This is a genomic window from Nostoc sp. (genome assembly GCF_036919675.1).
Taxonomy (GTDB): domain Bacteria; phylum Cyanobacteriota; class Cyanobacteriia; order Cyanobacteriales; family Nostocaceae; genus Nostoc.
This window is the reverse complement of the sequence record NZ_JBALCP010000108.1, coordinates 1-20,324: the sequence shown is the minus strand read 5'-3', so window position 1 is coordinate 20,324 and position 20,324 is coordinate 1. Positions and strand designations below refer to the sequence as shown.

The 20,324-nt window shown below is 41.3% G+C and carries 15 protein-coding genes and 1 pseudogene; 9 read left to right on the top strand and 7 right to left on the bottom strand.

The genetic code is table 11. The annotated features are described in order from the left end of the window. Nucleotides 1–268 precede the first annotated feature (268 nt). Nucleotides 269–1,855: an EAL domain-containing protein gene (locus V7K49_RS24565; RefSeq protein ID WP_335207936.1), complete on the bottom strand. Its 1,587-nt coding sequence runs from the start codon at nt 1,853–1,855 to the stop codon at nt 269–271. Nucleotides 1,856–2,372: 517 nt separating this feature from the next. Here V7K49_RS24565 and V7K49_RS24560 point away from each other — a divergent pair. From V7K49_RS24560 to V7K49_RS24535, 6 genes and pseudogenes are all read left to right on the top strand, one after another. Further along, nucleotides 2,373–2,549: pseudogene (locus V7K49_RS24560) on the top strand (IS630 family transposase); the annotation flags it as partial. A gap of 33 nt (nt 2,550–2,582) precedes the next feature. Next, nucleotides 2,583–4,073 carry an ABC transporter permease subunit gene (locus tag V7K49_RS24555; protein ID WP_335207935.1) on the top strand — a complete coding sequence of 497 codons (1,491 nt, stop codon included), beginning with the start codon at nt 2,583–2,585 and terminating at the stop codon, nt 4,071–4,073. Then, nucleotides 4,066–4,800 carry an amino acid ABC transporter ATP-binding protein gene (locus tag V7K49_RS24550; RefSeq protein ID WP_335207934.1) on the top strand — a complete coding sequence of 245 codons (735 nt, stop codon included), beginning with the start codon at nt 4,066–4,068 and terminating at the stop codon, nt 4,798–4,800. The genes V7K49_RS24555 and V7K49_RS24550 overlap by 8 nt, the downstream gene beginning before the upstream one ends. Nucleotides 4,801–5,279: 479 nt before the next feature. Then, nucleotides 5,280–5,954: a hypothetical protein gene (locus V7K49_RS24545; protein WP_335207933.1), complete on the top strand. Its 675-nt coding sequence runs from the start codon at nt 5,280–5,282 to the stop codon at nt 5,952–5,954. A gap of 529 nt (nt 5,955–6,483) precedes the next feature. Beyond that, on the top strand, nt 6,484–8,070 hold the full coding sequence (locus V7K49_RS24540; RefSeq protein ID WP_335207932.1) for a glycosyltransferase family 39 protein: 1,587 nt from the start codon (nt 6,484–6,486) through the stop codon (nt 8,068–8,070). Nucleotides 8,071–9,228: 1,158 nt separating this feature from the next. Continuing rightward, the gene (locus V7K49_RS24535) at nt 9,229–9,813 is read left to right on the top strand and encodes an NADPH-dependent FMN reductase (RefSeq protein ID WP_335207931.1); all 585 of its coding nucleotides are present in this window, start codon (nt 9,229–9,231) and stop codon (nt 9,811–9,813) included. Nucleotides 9,814–9,818: 5 nt separating this feature from the next. On the opposite strand, the gene V7K49_RS24530 is transcribed toward V7K49_RS24535, so the two are convergent. The 3 genes from V7K49_RS24530 to V7K49_RS24520 form a co-directional block, all read right to left on the bottom strand. After that, nucleotides 9,819–10,190: a sulfite exporter TauE/SafE family protein gene (locus tag V7K49_RS24530; protein WP_335067774.1), complete on the bottom strand. Its 372-nt coding sequence runs from the start codon at nt 10,188–10,190 to the stop codon at nt 9,819–9,821. Between the two features lie 24 nt (nt 10,191–10,214). Continuing rightward, nucleotides 10,215–11,180: an acetamidase/formamidase family protein gene (locus V7K49_RS24525; protein ID WP_335207930.1), complete on the bottom strand. Its 966-nt coding sequence runs from the start codon at nt 11,178–11,180 to the stop codon at nt 10,215–10,217. Nucleotides 11,181–11,260: 80 nt separating this feature from the next. Then, on the bottom strand, nt 11,261–11,899 hold the full coding sequence (locus V7K49_RS24520; protein ID WP_335207928.1) for a hypothetical protein: 639 nt from the start codon (nt 11,897–11,899) through the stop codon (nt 11,261–11,263). A 270-nt stretch (nt 11,900–12,169) separates the two neighbouring features. Here V7K49_RS24520 and V7K49_RS24515 point away from each other — a divergent pair, with 270 nt between their 5' ends. The 3 genes from V7K49_RS24515 (at nt 12,170) to V7K49_RS24505 (ending at nt 14,942) form a co-directional block, all read left to right on the top strand. After that, nucleotides 12,170–13,402, top strand: coding sequence for a DUF4336 domain-containing protein (locus tag V7K49_RS24515; RefSeq protein ID WP_335207927.1), 1,233 nt, complete (start codon nt 12,170–12,172; stop codon nt 13,400–13,402). 157 nt (nt 13,403–13,559) lie between these two features. Beyond that, nucleotides 13,560–13,691, top strand: a complete 132-nt coding sequence (locus tag V7K49_RS24510) for a DUF5670 family protein (protein WP_335207998.1) — start codon at nt 13,560–13,562, stop codon at nt 13,689–13,691. Between the two features lie 174 nt (nt 13,692–13,865). Then, nucleotides 13,866–14,942: an AI-2E family transporter gene (locus V7K49_RS24505; protein ID WP_335207926.1), complete on the top strand. Its 1,077-nt coding sequence runs from the start codon at nt 13,866–13,868 to the stop codon at nt 14,940–14,942. A gap of 229 nt (nt 14,943–15,171) precedes the next feature. Here V7K49_RS24505 and V7K49_RS24500 read toward each other — a convergent pair whose 3' ends face one another. The 3 genes from V7K49_RS24500 to V7K49_RS24490 all read right to left on the bottom strand — a co-directional run bounded on the left by V7K49_RS24500 (nt 15,172) and on the right by V7K49_RS24490 (nt 20,126). After that, nucleotides 15,172–16,506, bottom strand: coding sequence for a GTPase family protein (locus V7K49_RS24500; protein ID WP_335207925.1), 1,335 nt, complete (start codon nt 16,504–16,506; stop codon nt 15,172–15,174). A gap of 652 nt (nt 16,507–17,158) precedes the next feature. Then, entirely contained in the window at nt 17,159–17,362 is a 204-nt protein-coding gene (locus V7K49_RS24495; protein WP_442948690.1) for a hypothetical protein, read from the bottom strand. A 112-nt stretch (nt 17,363–17,474) separates the two neighbouring features. After that, the gene (locus tag V7K49_RS24490) at nt 17,475–20,126 is read right to left on the bottom strand and encodes a hybrid sensor histidine kinase/response regulator (RefSeq protein WP_335207922.1); all 2,652 of its coding nucleotides are present in this window, start codon (nt 20,124–20,126) and stop codon (nt 17,475–17,477) included. Between the last annotated feature and the right edge of the window lie 198 nt (nt 20,127–20,324).

The window sequence follows — 20,324 nt, the reverse complement described above, 5'->3', positions numbered from 1 at the left end:
AAAAGAAGATATTTTACGAGTTACCTTGAAAGTGCTAGTATAACGCCATGTGCAACTTTCTCTCAAACCTAACCCCCAACCCCTTCCTTGCAAGGGAAGGGGAGTAAAAATCAAAGGCTCTCTCGCTGTGGGGGAGAGGTTTGGAGAGGGATTTTAAGAATAAGTTGTACATTGGGTTACTATATTAAAATTAATTCTATAGAAAAAGGTCTTCTCAAAAAAGTTAGCGATCGCCAAGAATTAACTAACGGACTTCCAAATAAAAAAATTAGGGAGCTTGGGTCTGAAGAAATTGCTCAAACTCTGCAAAAGGTAGGGCGCGAGAGAATAGCCACCCTTGACCATAACGAACCCTGCGCGCTTTGAGGTACTGATATTGTAATTCAGTTTCAATACCTTCGGCCACGATGGTTAAACCAACCCGATCTCCAAAATCGATCAGGCTATCCACAAGCTGGGGCATTTGATTGCCGTATTCTAGCCCCTTAATAAATAGTTGATCCAACTTCAGTTGATCGATGTTAAGACTTTGTAAATAGGCAATATTTGAGTATCCGGTTCCGAAGTCGTCAATTGCAAAACGCGCTCCCCACAATTTGAGGCGGGCAATCGCATCCTGCACGACTTGCAGCTGTTCTTCAATCAGTTTATTTTCGGTAATTTCAAATGTGATCGGGGCTTTATCGTGATTGTTAGCTTTTTTGAGTATCTGAATCAGGCGGTCTACATCATCGGTGTTGAGTTGAGTGGGTGAAAGATTCACAGAGGTGTACAGATATGGGAATAAAGGTTCTAAAATGGCCTGATCTTGAATCACCTTTTCAAGCAGCCATTCAGTCATCGGCACGATCAAACCCGTTTCCTCAGCAATGGGAATAAAAAGACTTGGGTTAATAAGTCCCCTCTGAGGGTGATGCCATCGCAGTAATGCTTCTGAGCCTACGCACTGCTTTGTGTTTAAATCTATAATGGGCTGGTAATAAATCTCAAACTCATTTTGGGCAAGTCCTCGTTTTAACTCATAATCTAGTGTGTTAACCTTACGCATTTGGTGGATAAAAAGATAGCTTAAAACCCCACTAATCAAAACAGTCAGCGGCGTACCAACGAGCAATTCTTGTAACCAATATCGCAATACCCACTTACGACTGATCTCCCCCACAATTGTAATGCTGCCATTCCGAGTCAATTTAGTGACTTGCAATGTGTTAAAAGACGGATTTTGCAAGCCAGAATAAATGTTTGGAGGCAAAGAACCAATTTTACTGAGAAGACGTTCATCGCTTGCTATATAGGCAATAAAGCCGTTTGATCCTAAATCTAGATCGGGGATCGCTTCTAGAAAGCTGGTGAGAACGACTGGATCGACAAGCAGATAAATACTGCCAATTTTTCCAGAACCTTGTAACATAAAAACAATGGATTGTTCCTGCATGATCTGGCTTCTACCCAGTCCTAATATTTGCAGATCGGGATTTCTCGGGTCAAATTGAGCTTTTATAGGAGATATAGGTATGGGCGCATTCATAACTCCCAAACTGGACAGAGTCAATAATCCTTTTGTATTGATGATGCCTGCTTCTCGAAAGCGAAAATCATTATAGATTTGTCGTTGCAGAATCTTGACAGAGGTTTGAGTATCTGCATTCTGAAGATCCACTTTACTGCGATGTAAGATTGCATCCGCATCTTCTAATAGTCCATCAGTCTTAACCGTTGCTATTTTGATGATGCCTTCTAAATTTCCCTTTGCATAGGCGATCGCCTGGAAATAAGAGATGATCAATAAAACAACGGTTGGCAATACGGTAACGACGATTACCAATAGTATCGGTTTGCGATACATGCCAAGCATTATAATGCCATTTTTGTTGTATCTTAATTATGGGTTAAATTACGATTGGTCATCGATCGAGACGGTATCCATATTACCACCAGTCACTGGAGCAATTGTCAAGGCTGATAGGGTCGATAGGCTAGCTAAACCAGAAGCTACAAGAATTTTCATTTTATTTTATAGGAAATAACGATTATTTTAAGTAAGTTGGCGTTAAAAAATCAACCTAGATAGCGTAGTTTATAGTCTGCAAAAAAGGTTATAAATTATCCAGGGTTTTCATAAAATTTAACATACCATGATTTGATCGTGCCGACTTAGTTATCTAATCTAACAATCAATACCTTAGCTCGACTTTATCCAAAATTAAGAACTCGGTTTTCTTTATCCGGCAAAAACCCTGGCTTTTTGGCAAATACTTTTTACACGTCACAGATTATCGATGAAGTTAAAAAAGCAAAACTACTGTTGCACAGAGGTTTCAGCAATAGTGTTCACTTTGCTAAAAAAATGGACAAAGTCGAGCTTAAGTACTTGCGTCCTCTTTGCTCCTAATTGCCTATCACAAAATTAAATTGAGGATATTTGGTTACAAGCTAAAACATGGGTGCGGCGTTTCTGTGCTTTGATTCCTTTGTTCTCTCATCTGAAGTGGATGTTTGAGTGGTTTATTCGATATACTACCTTTGATTTTGCCACTCTTCAAATGTAAAGAGCTTTTTCAGAAATCAAATATTAGTCCTATATGAAGAAAAAAAAAGTATGGCTATTAACGATACTGGTTGTAGCAGTAGTAGGAATCAGCATCATCACAGGACATAGTAATTCTCTAAAAGCTGCCTCATCTTTAGGTAAAGACACGCTGACGATAATTACTTCCCCAGATTATCCTCCTTATGAGTTTTATGATACTAAAGGAGGCGATCGCCAAATTGTTGGCTTTGATATAGATATTGCCAAAACCCTTGCTGAAAAACTAGGGTTTAAACTTCAAATAATGGAATCAGATTTTAATGGATTAATTCCTGCACTCCAAGCAAATCGCGCTGATTTTGTCATGGCTGGGATGACTCCGACTCCAGAACGTCAGAAAAATATTGATTTTTCAATTATTTATTACGAAGCTAAAGATACGATTGTCGCTCCTAAAGGTAGCAACCTGAAGCAACCCCAAGACTTATCAGGCAAAAAGGTTGGGGTACAACTAGGAACGATACAAGAACAAAATGCCCAGAAAATTGCTAAAAAATTTGCGGGGATTCAGCTAAAACAACTCAACAAAGTGCCGGAAGTAGTTCAAGAAATCAAATCTGGGCGAATTGATGCAGCAATTGTTGAGGATACCGTCGCTAAGGGATTCGCTCAAGCTAACCCAGATTTAGAATTTAATATTATTCCCTCAGAGGAAGCAAGTGGATCAGCGATCGCTTTTCCTAAAGGTTCTTCTTTAGTAGAACCGTTTAGCAAAGCCCTTCAACAAATGAAGGACAATGGCACATTAAATAAACTTGTAGCCAAGTGGTTTTCACAGAACACTACCGCCAATCCTGCATCCTCAACTCCTGCCAAAGGCGGATTGAATCTTGACTTCACCAGAATTCTTCCAGACATTCCCTTTATTCTTCGGGGAATCCCTTTAACTTTGTTGTTTACGCTATTGTCTGTATCCTTGGGGTTAATCTGGGGAACAATCCTGTCTCTATTAAAAATTATCGGCATCAAGCCGCTTACCTGGGTTGCTAACGCCTACACTTCTGTTTTTCGAGGCACACCTTTGCTATTGCAGTTGGCGTTGGTTTACTATGCAACACCCCAGCTTACAGGCTATGACATTTCAGCATTGCAGGCAGGGGTGCTAACTTTTACCTTGAATTCTGGAGCTTATATGTCGGAAACCATCAGGGGTGGGATTCAGGCGGTGGATAAAGGGCAAAGTGAAGCGGCGATGTCTATGGGTGTTCCCTATTGGTTGATGATGTGGGATGTGATTTTTCCCCAAGCATTGAAGAACATTCTCCCAGCATTGGTAAATGAAACTATCGGACTGCTCAAAGATTCTGCGCTGGTGTCAACGATTGGAGTGGTGGAAATATTACGCAGCGCCCAAATCGTTGGTGCAAACAAGTATATTTATTTTGAACCACTGCTATTTGCAGGATTAATCTACTATGTTTTGGTAATGGGTATGACCTTGGGTGCATCCGCTTTAGAAAGGAGGTTACGGCAAAGTGAATAATGTAGTAATTCGCACGGAATTCTTATGTAAATCCTTTGGTAAACTCCATGTACTCAAAGATATTTCCACTGAGTTTTATCAGGGGGAAGTGGTTGCAATATTAGGCCCTTCTGGCTCAGGGAAGTCTACCTTTTTGCGATGCATAAACTTACTTGAACAACCCACCAGAGGAAGAATCTACTTTCACGAGCAAGAAATCACCAATCCCAAGGCAAACATCGCTAAGGTGCGCCAGCAGTTGGGGATGGTATTTCAACATTTTAATTTGTTTCCCCACATGAATGTGCTGCAAAATGTCACCTACGCACCTATAAAGGTGAAAGGAATAAACAAGCAAAAAGCAGAAGAACATGGCTTAGAATTGCTTGCTAAGGTAGGTTTAGAGGAAAAAGTGTCTGTCTATCTGTCCAAACTATCCGGGGGACAGAAACAGCGAGTAGCGATCGCTCGTGCATTAGCAATGGAACCAGAGATGATTTTGTTTGATGAACCCACCTCTGCCCTAGATCCAGAAATGGTAAAAGATGTGCTGGAAGTGATGAAAGCTTTAGCGCTATCTGGAATCACAATGGCGATCGTCACCCATGAAATGGGTTTTGCAAGAGAAGTTGCGAATCGGATTATGTTCCTCGACCAGGGAATTTTAGCAGAAGATACTACTCCTAGTGAGTTTTTCCAAAATCCTAAGTGCGATCGCGCCAAGCAGTTCCTGGAAAAAATGCTTTAAAAGAATTTAAATTTGCAACTTTTCTTGTATTCCTGAAACTTTTTAATTTCACAAAATCATGTTTTTAACATATAAGTATTGTGTTATTACAAAATAAATAAAGGTTTCGGGAATATTTATTAATACATTGCTCGACTTCTTTATCAAAAATTTATATAAAATATTTATGTGATTATGGTACGTTTTTTTTAGTGTTTCTTACCAAGCCAATAGTAAGGATAAAAGAACATATTTGTGTTGAGCCTACAGGTTTTTCACATTTGTTCTGTCACTTTAACTTTTCAAACGCTCAGAGCAAGCTTACGTTACTACTTATCTAAGTGATTGCTAATCAAGTTTGTTAAGGTTCATAACCGATACTACAATAAATTCAGAGATCAGAAGCCCTAGATTCTGACTCTGGATTTAACGAAAGAATAGGCATTCGAGAGATTTTTTGCGAAATTGCGTTTATTCATTCAATAATTCAAGGTTTATTCATGAAACTTCAAATATTCCCTGTATTGCTTGCGATGGTGACTTGTTCATCCATTCCCTTTGTGTTTGCAGTTTCATCCGTTCAGGCTGCTGATTTCGCATTCAGCGCGGATTTTAGCAATGGATATTCAGCCAAAGATTTGTTTACTACTAAAACTGATCCTCCGGCTTCTTTTTCAGAAACTAGTGCAGACTATATTCCATTTTCAACTCAATTTTTGGAATCTCAGTCGCTATCCATTTTCGACTCCACTAATACACTTCTTCAAAGTGGTAGTTCGGTTATAAACGGCATTTCAAATGACATGTTTTTGCGTTTGGATTACGATAACTCTCTAACTGCTAACCTTCCAGTATTAGATGTCAGCACAGAGACACCTAGTCAGAACTCGTACTACTTCATCAGCAACAACGTTGATCCCAGTGGTAACAATGTTGCAGATGGTAGCACTAATTACAACCTCTTTTTGTATGACAAAATTACTGACAAATCTACTTTCTTAGGTGACACAACTAGCATTAAGGCAACTAACATTAAGGCAACACCCATCCCTGAATCTTCTTCAGTAATCAGTTCACTGGCAGTTGCTGCTTTTGGTTTTGGTTTTGCTTTTAAACGGAAGCTGAATAACAGGACTGCATCAAACTGTCCCCCAACCAATGTTGCTGTTATCTAGTCAGTCGTGAATCGTTCTGAACCACCAAACCCAAATATGAGTATCAAGTACAATCATATACCATAGTTATGTGGCAGGGCAAACGCATCTAAATTACTGTTGATCACGACCAATCTGAAAAATCAACGAAAAAATCAGCGTTTCTCGTTTGATTTGTTTTTCAAGCCCAAAGCGATGCCTGCGGTGGTCACTGAGCTCTGTCGTTCGCGCAGCGTCTCGTAGAGAAGTGCGGGCTACGCCAACGCCTAAATCTCTGTCAAGAAGCAGCAATTAATGCGGCTAACTTGAAGATTATTGATAATTAAAGAGTCTTGTTGACATAATGCGTTGCCCTGGGGTTGACAAAGCCCTCGTTAAATAGGAGATTAATTTGGTAAGATGTGAGGATTTATGCCCTGCCGACCCTGTTTATTTTCATAGCAATCAGCTTATATTGTCTAACTCCAAATAGGAGTCCTATAGATAATGGTTAGTTACTTACTAACATGACAATATTTCTAATTGATTCAGTAGAAAATAGGAGTTTTTATTGCGTTTTTTACTTGTTATTGTGCTGGTATTGGGTATATTTTTTCGTTTTACTCACCTGGAGTATAAAGTCTACTGGTATGATGAAACCATAACATCTCTGCGAGCTTCTGGTTATACTGAAGAAGAAGTTGCTCAACACTTTTTTGAAAAGTCAGTAGTTAGTGTAACGGAACTCCAGCGATATCAGCACCCTGATGGGACAAGAAGCGTTATTGATGTAGTCAAAAGTCTAGCCAAAGAAGATCCGCAGCATCCACCGCTATACTATGGTTTGCTACATTTTTGGTTCCATAGTATTGGTAGTTCAGTAGCATTAACTAGATTGTTACCTGCGCTCCTTAGCCTCCTAGCATTCCCATGCACTTATTGGCTGTGTCAAGAGCTATTTGTTGAAACAGGCGTTTTCGCTTCCAAGTTGCCTACATGGTTAACAATAGGACTAATTGCTGTCTCGCCATTTCATCTGCTTTACTCTCAGGAGTCGAGACAATACAGCCTATGGACTGTAACTACTTTACTTTCAACCGCAGCTTTACTGCGGGCAATACGACTAAAAACTAGAATTAGCTGGGTTATTTATACACTTACTCTGATAATAAACCTTTATACATTTTCTCTGGCTGGACTGGTGGCGATCGCTCATGGTCTTTATATAATACTTATCTATGGATTTCGCCATCGAAAGATTCTCAAAGGTTACTTTGTAGCATCTGTGCTAGGTTTTATGGTTTTTCTTCCTTGGGCTTGGATTATGATCATTAATCAATCTCAAGTTAAGAAAAATCTCGATTGGACATTCAAATTCCATCCGAAAAACTCAGAATTAAGGGATATCTGGATTCAGCACCTTGGTCGGATCTTTTTTGATATTAATCAAGAACCGTGGGATTTTTATGTGCATCGAGTGTTATTAGTCTTAGTCGTATATGCTTTTTATTGCCTCTGTCGTCAAACACCCATATCAGTTTGGTTATTGATTATCCTTCTGACTGGCGTTAGCACACTACCTTTAATGGTGCCAGATTTGATTTCTGGAGGAATGCGCTCCATAACAGCACGATACATGATTCCTAGTTTATTAGGAGTTGAACTAGCTATTGCTTACTTGCTAGGAAGAAATTTAGCTAATCCTTCGTTAAAACCTTGGCATCAAAAATTTTGGCAATTACTCTTAGTTATCCTATTTTCGGGAAGTATCTTGTCCTGTTCTATCAGCGCTCAAGCAACAAGTTGGTATAACAAAGTGCATAATGGGGAAAATATAGCTGTTGGAAAAATTGTTAATCAGACAACTCATCCTCTTTTAATTAGCGATGCAGAAGTAGGTCATATTTTATCTTTAAGCCATTCACTAAACCCCAATGTACAAATTCTCCTTCAACCTTCGAGCACATTTAAAGTTTATCTGCCAACAGTAGAAGAATTAAAGCGCTTTAGCGATGTTTTTTTATACCGCTATCATCCTAATAAGGTCTGGCTTAAGGAATTAGCAAAACAGCAAAATTATAAATTTGAACCTATTATATTTGGATTTGCTAAATTCTCAAAAGACCAACCTGTGCTTTGGAGAGTTATTCCTATTTAAAAAAAACTAGAGCGACAAAGCTAGTAGTCTGCCAAGGTAACGAAAGTTGGGTCACACAGTCGGGTATAAGCCAGGGCGGCCGCATCATGTCAATAAGTAGAGTATATAGTCTAAACTCCAGTTGTATCTAAGTTGTTGAGAACTGTAGTTTTTGCCCTCACCCTAAATCCCTCTCCCAAGTAGGGCTACGGTGTACACACAAGTCGGAAAAACTTCATCCACCAAAGATTTGCAATGAAGCAGCGCTCTTGGTAGGGTTTCCCGAAGCAGGCGACTGCTGTTAGCGACGCAGGAGCGTCACCCATAACCCTACGGGGAAGCAAGCTACGCGTAGCGTCTCCGATAGGAGAAGGGTGCGTTACGCTGGCGTTACAAAGCTAAATTGTTGCAATCATGGCGATGCCTGCGGTGGGCTACGCCAACGCATTTGTTATTTCGGCGAACTCATTTGTTATTTCGGCGAACTCATTTGTTATTTCGGCGAACTCATTTGTTATTTCAGCGAACGCATTTGTTATTTCGGCGAACTCATTTGTTATTTCAGCAAACTCATTTGTTATTTCAGCGAACGCATTTGTTATTTCGGCGAACTCATTTGTTATTTTGGCGAACTCATTTGTTATTTCGGCGTCTCCATAACGCACCCTACGAAACAACTAGAAGAGTTGAAACCTATGCTGGTCATACTTGTGTGTACACCGTAGCCCAAGTAGGGAGAGGGACTTATTTTTGGCTCCCCTTCTCCCAATATTGGGAGAAGGGTGGGGGATGAGGGTTTTTCCTGTTCATACGGAAAGAACTACAGTTTTCAAGGTGGACGCGGTTTAATTGGGGTTTCGGTGCTGCTTGGTGCTATGGAGTTTTAGTTTCCAGAATAATCACTTCCACAGCATCCCCGGCATAAAAGGGTAAACCCCGCAGCATCAGAGTTTCATCTTCAGTTTAAAAGACTTCTATCTTGTGAGCGTTCATATTTCGACTCTAAAAGCAGGGTTTTCAGTCCTCACTATGATTAGTGTAATTATGTAATTTTGTAATTAAATGCAAATTTAACTTAGAGAAAGTTTGTAAAGAAAATCTAAAGGTAGCAAAAAGCGATCGCCTGAAAACAGGATAATGCAGCTGAACTGTCCAATCCTTCCCATTCAACCGAGAACTATGGCATATACACCCAAAATCCTCGCCTTTGCTGGCAGCACCCGGATTGATTCTTACAACAAAAAATTGGTAAAAATCGCGGCGGCTGGCGCGAAGGCAGCAGGCGCAGAAGTGACTTATATAGACCTCCGCGATTTGCCCTTACCTCTTTTTGATGAAAATTTAGAAGCTCAAGAAGGATTACCTGCCAACGCCCGCACTTTTAAGGACTTGATGATTTCTCATCAAGGATTGCTGATTGCTTCGCCGGAATATAACAGTTCCCTCACAGCAGTTTTGAAGAACGCCATTGACTGGGCATCTCGTCCATCTCCAAATGAAGCGCCTTTGGCTTTGACTGCTTTTGTAGGTAAAGTTGCTAGCATTATGAGCGCTTCCCCAGGCGCTCTTGGTGGTTTGCGGGGGTTGGTTCACCTGCGGTCTATCTTGGGAAACATGAAAGTTTTGGTACTTCCCGACCAGGTAACCGTACCCAAAGCTTATGAAGCCTTTAATGCTGATGACACGTTAAAAGATCCTAAACAGCAGCAATCCATTGAAAAGCTAGGCGATGGCTTAACAAAGATATTGCTGAAGCTTAATTAAACTCTTCAATTTGATAGTAAATAACGAATACCTATGATTAACACAAAGATGCCATACAGCTTTTTCATTAACTCGGTGCTAATAAACGGCTGATTTGCAAACAATGCCCCGAAGAAGTTACCCACGATTAAACCAACTGCAATAATCAAGGCATATTTGATATTAAGATGACCGTTGCGGTGGTAAACTAAGGCTGCTAAAATCCCGATTGGCAAAATTTGAGCAGCCACAGAAGTTCCTGTAGCTAACTTCTGATCCAAACCAATTACTAACACCATTGCCGGAATCATAATTGCACCGCCACCGATACCAAACATCCCGCCAGCAACACCAGAAACTAAACCGATTAACAACAGTTGGATAAAGATATTAGACATAAAAAATGGTCGCTAAATTGCAAATTATAAATTAATATTTTCGGAGAAAATTGATTTTGGTAGCATTCCATGCACACCTTTTTGAGGACTGTTCACAACTTGAGTGATATGAAAATTTACAGCTAAACTACACAATACATAAGCATCTTCTGGCGACAAATTTATGAAGCGTTCCAGAAAATAAATCATGTTTTTTAAAGCCAGTTCTAAGGCTTCATCTAAGGTTTGAGCAAAGCCCATTGTGATCATATGAGTTGGAGTTTCGGCAATTGGTGTTGTCAGTTGTAAATCCTTGCGAACTTTGAGGGTGATTCTACCGTTCATCGAAGTTTCAATGGCGGTGACATTTACTTCGCCGTCTCCTTGTGCCGAATGCCCATCACCAATAGAAAATAATGCACCTGGTACAAAAATTGGCAAAAATAAACGAGAACCAGCTTGCAGTTCCCGATTGTCAATATTACCACCGTAAGAACCTGGTGGGATAGAAGTTCGAGAGGTTTCTGGGGTGGCGACACCAAGAATTCCAAAAAACGGTTTGAGGGGAATTTTTATGCCAGCACCCGCCGGAAATTCAGCGATATTGTTTGCTAAATCTAGAGAAATAAATCTCAAAGCAGGTTGAGGAAATTGATGTGGTAAAGCTCCCCAACCTGTACGAATAGCATTGAAGCCGACAGGTAAACGAGGTGCGATCGCATCTAATTGTACTTCCAAAACATCCCCTGGTTCGGCATCGCGTACATAAATTGGTCCTGTGAGTAAATGCGGCCCCCCGGCAATTTTGCGTTCTGGTAGAAGATTTTGGCAGATATCGAGAAATTCTGGTGTAACAAACTCAGGTGGTGCTTTGTCATAAACGTAGTAACCAGTATAAGTTTCTACATCAACCGTATCGCCAGAATCAATAATAAGTGCTGGTTCTAGCAGATGGGAGAAACCACCCAAATGCACGGTTTCTTTTGAGGCTTTTAAAATGTAATGAGTCATATTATATCCGCCTAATCATTCCTACAAAAAACTCTCTGCGTCAGAGTATCTTCCTAAACAATAAGTCTTCAAGCTGTTTTTCAACTCCCGTCATTCCGTGAAACCTCAGATGAAAGGATGCCTACTAGTACTCGTACCAAATCTTCTAAACCTTCAGGAACACGAAAAAGTTTAATATCTTCTGTAATGAGCTTCTGTTGTCTATTGAGTGTACCAAATTTCCAGTCATCTCCATTAGTAACTGCGCCAAATAAAATTGATGATTGATCATCTAGAGACTGATCCAGAGCGATTAATTCTACTGCTAGCTGTGTAAACCCCCTTCTGATATCTGATTGTTTGGCTTCAATCACCAATAGTGAGTTAGATTTATGTAAGTAATAATCCAAAGTACCTTTGAGCTTTTCATTCACATTAAGTGGATACTCACTATATAGTTGAGCTTTTGTTTGATCGCAGATTTCAGCAAGGATAGGAGCAATCAAAAATTCTCTGATTGATATCTCAGCCATCGGGTTAAAAAGCTTTATATTGCGCTGCAAATAATTTTGTAAAAATTTTAAATAGCTAATATCAGCAAAGTATCTTGGTAATTCTAGCTCTGTGCGATCGTAGCCATACTCAAACTCAGCCAGTACATCTATTGTTGGGTTAGGTAACAAAAAATATTGACTAAAAGTGTAACTTTGCTCAGGTTTTAAAATTTTATATTTGCTCATGATTTTTTATCGTGTATGAACAACGCCGGAGATATTACGAATTATAAATACGTAGCTTCCTTCTCGCCATTCGCGTAGCGTCTCGTAGACAAGGCGAGTATTACGAATTACCTTAGCCATTCAGATACTACGTACAGTCGCTACCGCAATACTTACGTGCGTCATTACGAATTAGGAATTGGTATGATTATCTCAACAATTTGCTAAACTCCAACTTTGTGGAGAGCAAATAAAAACAATTTGAGCAGGGAATTTGGAGGGGGTCGCAGAGTGGCTGATGATCAACGCATAGTCAATGCACAACAGATACATCCAAAAGACTTTTCATGGAGATTATGGCCTGTTGTGCCACTCTACCCATTTGGTAGGCGGCAGACAATCCGCAAAGAAGTGGTTAAGGGCACAATCTGGAATTTTGACCAGATTCAGGGCATTCTCTACGTTGTTGTACCGATTCGCATGACTGTGGTTAAGCTCGAAGCCGGGGGTCTTCTGGTCTATGCGCCTGTTGCACCAACCCCAGAGTGTATTCGGCTTGTGAATGAGTTGGTGGCGGAACACGGTAACGTAAAATACATTATTCTGCCAACTATCTCCGCTATAGAACACAAAGTCTTCGTCGGTCCCTTCGCTAGATATTTTGGGACTGCACAGGTGTTTGTGGCTCCCCATCAGTGGAGTTTCCCGCTAAATCTCCCCCTTAGCTGGCTTGGCTTACCCTCAAAACGCACTCAAGTACTCCCAGAAGATAGTAGCAAAACACCCTTTGCTGACGAGTTTGATTATGTAATGCTGGGCCCCATCGAGCTTGGGCCTGGTCGGTTTGCGGAAGTTGCTTTTTTCCACAAGCGATCGCATACTCTTTTAGTAACAGATTCTGTGCTTTCTATCCCAGAAGATCCACCTGCGATCGTTCTATTAGATCCATATCCCTTGCTATTCCATGCCAAGGATCATGCTTCTGATATTGTTGCAGACATTGAAGTAAATCGCCGTAAGGGTTGGCAGCGAATCTGTCTGTTTGCTTTTTACTTTCAACCAAACGCACTAGATATACCTCAATGGAGTCAGGTGTTGCAAGATGCCTTGAAAGCACCAGAACGTTCAAGGAAAGCTTATTTTGGATTGTATCCCTTTAAATGGCAGTCAGATTGGCAGCGATCGTTTGATGCGCTGCGAGGGAATGGGCGTTTGTTTGTCGCACCGATTTTACAGACGCTGATTCTCAACCGCGCACCCAAAGAAACCATCGACTGGGCTGATAAAGTTGCTAGTTGGGACTTTGAGTGGATTATTCCCTGCCACTTTGATTCACCGATTAAAGCGGAGTCGCATCAGTTTCGCCAAGCTTTCTCTTTTTTGGAAAAGCAGCCTGCTGTCAGTGGGGGTTTGTTCAGCAGTAGCAACTATCCCTTACCAGAGGAGGATTTTAAAGCACTTAAGAACATTGATGCAGGTTTAAATAAGTTTGGCATTGTGCCAGCAGCAAAGCAGAAAGTGTAGGAGAATTTTTTGTAACTTTAAGAAAGTGATTAATGATGATTGAAATTTCTAGACCTATGACAAATGGAATAAGACTCGAGTTAGATGATAAAATATCTGAATCAATAAAAATCACTTGCTCAAGAGGAAATATATTATGTTGAGTATACTTTAGGGTATTGTTGTTGCACTGATTGCTTTTTGGGTATCAAGATTGGTATTTCATATTGCTGGAAATTTAATTCATGCAGTATTACTTATAGCTATTAAGCTTGTAATTTACAATGTTTTCAAGGTGCATAATCTGTAAAGGAATAACTCATGACAGTCCAAATCTAGTATTCAGAAGTAAAACAGGCTTTTTAGCTAACTTTGAGATCCAATTTGTGTACTTCAGTAACAGGAATTACGCAAAACTCGGTAAAAAACTTAATTTATCGAACCATAATTTAAATAATGATCAACAGAAGAATAAGTGACAGTAATGGCGAATCCTAGAGATACAGACAGTGGATGGTCGCAGTTAACTCGTGGTGCACCATTGGCAGTAATGGTAGCTGTGGTACTCTACATCCTATACCAACTTTTACCAGTATTAGAACTTTTAACTATTGCAGCATTGATTGCTTTAATTTTGCGAACGCTATTACGGTTTTTGCAAAAGTTAGTCAAATCACAGGATCTGGCTGTTCTGTTATTAATTGGATTAATCGTCGGATTTATTGTATTATTAGCTACTGTAGTCCTACCTAGTGTAACGTTTGAGTCTCAAAAATTAATAAAAACATTACCAACTTATCTCAATAGATTGACAGGAGATGTTGAGCAACTACGTCAGAGATTCAGTTTTATTCCGGATATTTCCCAAGCACTAATACAACTACGGAACTTGACCGATCAGTTACTGGCTGGAGTACCAGTTTTCTTAGGTGAAGCTTTGAGTTTAACCGTGGAGTTGGTAGCGACGTTAATTCTAGCGCTTTACATGGCTTACGATCCTAATTCCTTAGTGAAAGGGACTTTAAGATTAGTACCAAGGCGACATCATCCGCGGTTTAAACGAATCCTTAAGGCTTGCGAGACAAGATTGCGGGGCTGGATTTTTGGGACAGGGATAGCAATGATATTTCTGGGTGCTGGAGCAACCTTTGGACTTTTAATTTTGGGGATTCCGTCAGCCCTGCCATTTGGGATTATTGCAGGTTTATTTGAAATAATTCCTTACTTTGGTTCGATTATTGGTGCTTTTTTACCAGCATTAATAGCATTAAGTATTTCACCGCTAAAGCTAGTATTTGTGCTGATACTTTTCTTTGTAATGAATCAAGTAGATGCCCATGTTGTTCAGCCTGTGGTAATGGGTCAGCAAGTTAATATTCACCCGGTAATGGTAATTGTGACATTTCTGGTAATGGGTAAGCTATTTGGATTTATTGGTATACTGCTTGCAGTGCCTGCGGCAGCGGTGATAATTACGCTAATTGATGAGTTTACGCTTGAAGAACCGACTTTAGAGCAAGTAGCAATTGAAAGTAGGACAGATGTTAAATCGAGCGACTAAATGAACAATTCTTCAGCTAAATTTTAGAAGCCATATAGCAGTCCTAAATGATTTATGAAATTCTCTGTTTCTTTTCTTCTCAACTCTTGGAGACGCTTCGCGTTGGCAGAAGCCTCTCGTAGAGTGATATGGCGGTTCGATAGTTTTCACAACTCAAAAGGATTGCTATAGTTGATCAAAGTAAACGCACAGGATTTCCAAAAAACCTGCTGGATAAGGATTTTGAGTCTTAACGTTTGATTCCCTTAAACCGTTCTTGCGCCGCCTGAAACGCTTCTTGCATCACCAACTGAATTTTTTGGGGATCAGGTTTCTTACCTCCCATTAAATCACCAAAGTAAACGCAGGCTGCTTCCCCTAGTGCCCAGGTATAGGCGGCTGCCCAAGAGGCTGCGATCGCACTACCAAAACCTGGTATAAATTTAATTAACTCCCGAGCAATTGCCTGTGCTAAAAAACCACCGGCGATCGCACTCACAACGCCTCCCGCCTGAGATGGCGTAAGTGTCTGCCCATATAATTTGCCCAACAGACCCACCATTGATCCTTGCAAGGCAGTGAGTACGGGCATTGTGGCAAATGGCAGAGGTACAGCCGCGACGGTGGCAGACATAATCGAAAATGGCAAAATATAACGGCGGGCAGCATCTCGGTAAAGGTTGCCAAGTTGCTTACCAGTTTCTTCTTGATCCAATAGCTGATAAATCGCCTGGGCTTCGGCTTCTGGGAGTAATTCTGCCAGGGAATCTCTCAGCGCTTCTAAGCCATAAAATACCGGAGTGTAACCATCTTCTTCTAGGGTAAAGTCAATTAGTACAGAGCGGTCAGTTATTCCGGCAAAGGCTTGTTGCATTGCGCTAAATGCGCGGTTGACTTCCTGATAATCTGGTGGATAGGCAGGATGATCGACGATATTGCCAGGATAAACTTCGTGCAAGCAGGTAACTACCAGCAGACAGGGAATATTTGGATACTGCTGGCGCAACTGTTGAGCAATTTGTCGTAGTGTGTCAGTTGCAAAATCATTAATTTTAACGGTGAGAAGCAGGATTCTGGCGGAACGAGTCTCTTTTTGTAAATCGCCAACTAACTCCTGAATAATTGCCTGAGTATCTTGTTTAACATCACCCAGTCCCACCGTATCAGTAAAAATCAGTAACGGCAGGTCATTGGAAGGATAGGCATAGCGCTGGGTGTGTTGCGTATGGGGACGAAATCCCTGACCGACAATATCGGCAGATACTCCTGTCAATCCCCGGACAATTGAACTTTTTCCGGCTTGTGGTTTACCAATCACGAGGGCTTCTGTGGTTGGCAGTTCGGCTCGGACTTTCTCTAAAATCTCTGCAACCTGAGCCTCGCTTACACTAAACCATTCAACAACCGTTTGTGCCACTTGTTCTACGGGTAAGAGTTGCGTTAAGCGTGTTGTTGCGTTGTTCCAGACACCAGCAATGCGGTTTGTCCAGGAATTATCGACCGACTTGGTTGTTGCTCCATCGGTCGGTTTACTCAATTGCTGAGAATCAGTTGACGGTGAGTCAGCATCACGTTGCTCAGTCATTTCTATGCAAACGGTAGATAGCTGTCTTTAATTTAGGACACTTCATGGTGTTTAAGATTGAAATTGTTGATAAAAAAGACCTTTTTACTCATTTTATAGCGATTCTCATGCATGATAACCAGTATCGTTAGTAGTGTTATAAATCTGGGCGATCGCGTTCTGGAGGCAATACGCTTAGGTTAAGGTTAAAACTCTTTATCAAAGTCAATTTTTTTAACGTAGACGCAAAGCGGCTTCCCGCAGGGTACCGCAGAGGCAAGGCAGTGCGTTGGGCGGGTTCCCCGACTTGAAGCAACTGCCGTGCCGAGAACACAGAGAGAAGGAAAAAATGCTTAACTCAACTGTATTGGTTCTGGAGGTAGCAGTGGCTCACACTCCTAGAACACCAATTCAGTAATCCTGGAAGAACCTTTCCCTCAACCTCTCTTTGCTACAGTGTACACACAAGTCGAATTACCCCCCTTAATCCCCCCTTGGAAAGGTGGGAAATAAGAGATTCTCGTTCCCTCCCCTTGTAAAGGGGAGGGTTAGGGTGGGGTAAAACCTTGGTTAATCATCAGCTATTTCAGACTTGTGTATACACCGTAGCTCCGTTTCGGAGAGGGGAGTTTGGCTTCCCCAACCCTACAAAGGTTGGGGGGTTGGTTTTTGATTACTGAATCGATGTTCTAGACGAACCGTCGCCGTAGAAGAACGCTAGCACCAGCAAATTATTGTATCGACTGACAATGCGATTGCATCGGCTAACAATGCGATTGTATCGGCTGACAATGCGATTGTATCGACTGACAATGAGATTGTATCGGCTGACAATGCGATTGCATCGGCTGACAATGTGATTGTATCGGCTGACAATGCGATTGCATCGGCTGACAATGTGATTGTATCGGCTGACAATGCGATTGTATCGCCTGACAATGTTAATACAACACTAAAGTTATGGAAAGCCTTTGGGACGCTTACTTATATCAGCTTGGCTCAATTAAATCAGCGATCGCTTTCACCAATGTATCTGGATCTACTGGTTTAGAAATATGCATTTGAAATCCTGCTGCTAGCGCTTGCTGCTGATTCATTTCGCCTGCATAAGCCGTCAGAGCGATCGCTGGTACAAGTCCTCCTTGTTGAGGCGATCGCGCCCTCACTTCCCGCATCAGCATATAACCGTCTGTCTTTGGCATTCCAATATCACTAATTAAAACATCTGGGATCGACTCACATAGTGCTTGTAATGCCTCCTGTGCTGAGGATACGGCGGTTACTTCTGCACCGTAGTCTTGCAAAATAAAGGTAATTAAGTCGCGGATATCGGGTTCATCGTCCACCACCAAAACTTGAGTGTTTGAGAGCAGCGAGGATTCCGGCTCAGAATCTAAAGACTCATTCTCTTCACACCTGACATGTTCACTTCTGACTAAAAGCGGTAGTTCAACAGTGAAAGTGGCACCCGATCCTTCTCCAGGACTTTCGGCTTGAACTTTTCCCCCATGCATTTCTACAACCTTACGCACGATCGCTAATCCTAAACCTAATCCACCAAATGTCCGAGTAGTTGTGCCATCAGCTTGGCGAAAGTAATCGAACACATAAGACAAAAAGTCTGGCGAAATTCCCTTACCTGTATCGCTGACCTGAATTTGAGCTTGGTTACCAGCTTCCATGAGTCGAATTTCTACCTGTCCTCCTGTTGGTGTAAATTTTACTGCATTGGAGAGCAAGTTCCACACAACTTGCTGAAGCCGATTTGGGTCGCCCATCACTTCTGGCAAAGTGGGATCAAATATGGTCTGAATTTGAATTGACCTAGCTTGTGCGGCTAGTTGTACTGTTTTTAGTGCTGCTTCAACCACCATTACCAAGCTTACCGGACAGATATTCAAGTTTAATTTTCCTTGGAGGATGCGAGACACATCCAACAAATCTTCAATTAGCTGGGTTTGTAACTTGGCGTTGCGTTCAATGGTTTCCAAGGCGTGGTTAGTGGTTTTTTCATCAAACTTGCGAGTCCGCAGCATTTTTGACCACCCCAGAAGGGAGTTGAGTGGAGTTCGCAGTTCATGGGAGAGAACCCCCAAAAATTCATTTTTGATTTTGTTGGCGATTTCTGCTTGTTGGCGTGCTTTCATTTCTCGTTCGAGGAGGCGATCGCATTCTTTCTCGGCTGATTTGCGATCGGTAATATCCAGTACAAAAGCAACACAATTATCCTGGGAGTCATTCAGCAAGGCTATCCCCAAAACAATTGGGACTCGCTTCCCGTTGGGGTGGAGGTACTCTTTCTCATAAATTTTGGAAACTCCAGTGGTTTGCACTTCCAAGAGGGCGTGATCGTCTAAATCCTTATACTCGACAGGAGTAAGTTCTCTCCAATTAATTCTACTTAAGGTGGCAAACTGATCACGAGTGTAGCCAGCTAGTTGAAGAAAGGCATCATTGGCATCAATAATAAAGCCATCCACATTCCAAAAAGCGACCCCGATCAGATTAGATTCAAATAAACGCCGAAATCGCGCTTCACTTTCACGTAATGATTTTTCTGCCCGTTTGTGTTCGGTAATATCGTGATAAACACTAATTACGCCTTCAATAGTTTGATTAGAATTCCGTAATGCTGTGAGGATGTATTCATAATAATGCAATCCATCGGCGGTAAGATATTCACACTCATCCTTAATCGGCTGCCCAGTTTTCATCACAGCTTGTCGTTGATTATCTACCTGCTCTACAAGGTCTGTGGGTAAATCCAGTTCTTGCAAAGTTTTTCCGATGATATCCTGGGGCTTTAAGCTTAGTAGAGTAGCTCCATCACGACTGACATACTGATAGCAACCTCTGCGATTAAAGATATAAATATGATCTACTGATGCAGTGAGGATAGCATTTAAAATATTTGCCTGTTCTTGGACTTGGGTTGTTAGTTCACGAGTACTTTCTTCTGCCTGCTTGCACACAGTAGTTTCCATACAAACTCCGATCATTCGCACCGCTTGTCCCTGATCGTCATATATAAATTTTCCCTTGGCAGAAATCCAATGTACACTTTGATCTAATCGAACTATGCGATATTCATTGTTGTAGTCAGTCTTTTGTCTTAAAGCCTGGGTAATAACTTGCATTACAGATTGCCTGTCTTCACGATGAACGCACTTCAGAAACGCCTCATAAGTGCCCTCAAAACTCCCTGGAAGCAAACCAAAAAGCACTTCATGATTTTCAGACCAGATAACTTGATTGGTAACAATATTCCAATCCCACAAGCCCATCTGGGAAGCATCTAGAGCTAGCCTGAGCCGTTCTTCACTCTCCCTCAGAGAGACTTCTACCTGCTGTCGCTGGACAATTTCTTGTTGGAGTTGCTGTAAACTCACCGCCACATCTGTTGGCATGAAGGCTGTAGATATTCCCTGTTGAAGATGCGATTTAATGCCATACTCGACAACTTTAATCTGAGAATTCTGTACTGCTATTGCCAGTTCTGTTTCAAGTTTTGTTAGTTGTTCCTCAAGCGTTGCTTGCCTTTGTTGATAAGATATTTCTGATTGCTCTAACTCAGCCACACGCTGCCGCATAACTGCTAATTCATCAGTGACTTGAAAGTTAGTTTTATCAACATTTGGCATCTTATACACTGCTCAAAACTAAACAATACCGATTTGAAGAGTGGGCATCCCCTAGCTTTAGCAGTATGTATTTTTTAGTTTAAAAATACAATCCATCAAAAGGTATAGCAACCGCCAAGGTGGTTATGACATAAACTGGAAGTAGTCCCAAATCCTCCTTCGGCGCGATCGCAATCATTTCATGCCCAAACCTTACAG

What these genes read in the sequence shown, in the direction of transcription:
- V7K49_RS24535 (WP_335207931.1), top strand. Translation starts at nt 9,229, where the DNA reads ATGGCATATACACCCAAAATCCTCGCCTTTGCTGGCAGCACCCGGATT.
- V7K49_RS24525 (WP_335207930.1), bottom strand. Translation starts at nt 11,180, where the DNA reads ATGACTCATTACATTTTAAAAGCCTCAAAAGAAACCGTGCATTTGGGT.
- V7K49_RS24565 (WP_335207936.1), bottom strand. Translation starts at nt 1,855, where the DNA reads ATGCTTGGCATGTATCGCAAACCGATACTATTGGTAATCGTCGTTACC.
- V7K49_RS24500 (WP_335207925.1), bottom strand. Translation starts at nt 16,506, where the DNA reads ATGACTGAGCAACGTGATGCTGACTCACCGTCAACTGATTCTCAGCAA.
- V7K49_RS24520 (WP_335207928.1), bottom strand. Translation starts at nt 11,899, where the DNA reads ATGAGCAAATATAAAATTTTAAAACCTGAGCAAAGTTACACTTTTAGT.
- V7K49_RS24555 (WP_335207935.1), top strand. Translation starts at nt 2,583, where the DNA reads ATGAAGAAAAAAAAAGTATGGCTATTAACGATACTGGTTGTAGCAGTA.
- V7K49_RS24545 (WP_335207933.1), top strand. Translation starts at nt 5,280, where the DNA reads ATGAAACTTCAAATATTCCCTGTATTGCTTGCGATGGTGACTTGTTCA.
- V7K49_RS24530 (WP_335067774.1), bottom strand. Translation starts at nt 10,190, where the DNA reads ATGTCTAATATCTTTATCCAACTGTTGTTAATCGGTTTAGTTTCTGGT.
- V7K49_RS24490 (WP_335207922.1), bottom strand. Translation starts at nt 20,126, where the DNA reads ATGCCAAATGTTGATAAAACTAACTTTCAAGTCACTGATGAATTAGCA.
- V7K49_RS24505 (WP_335207926.1), top strand. Translation starts at nt 13,866, where the DNA reads ATGGCGAATCCTAGAGATACAGACAGTGGATGGTCGCAGTTAACTCGT.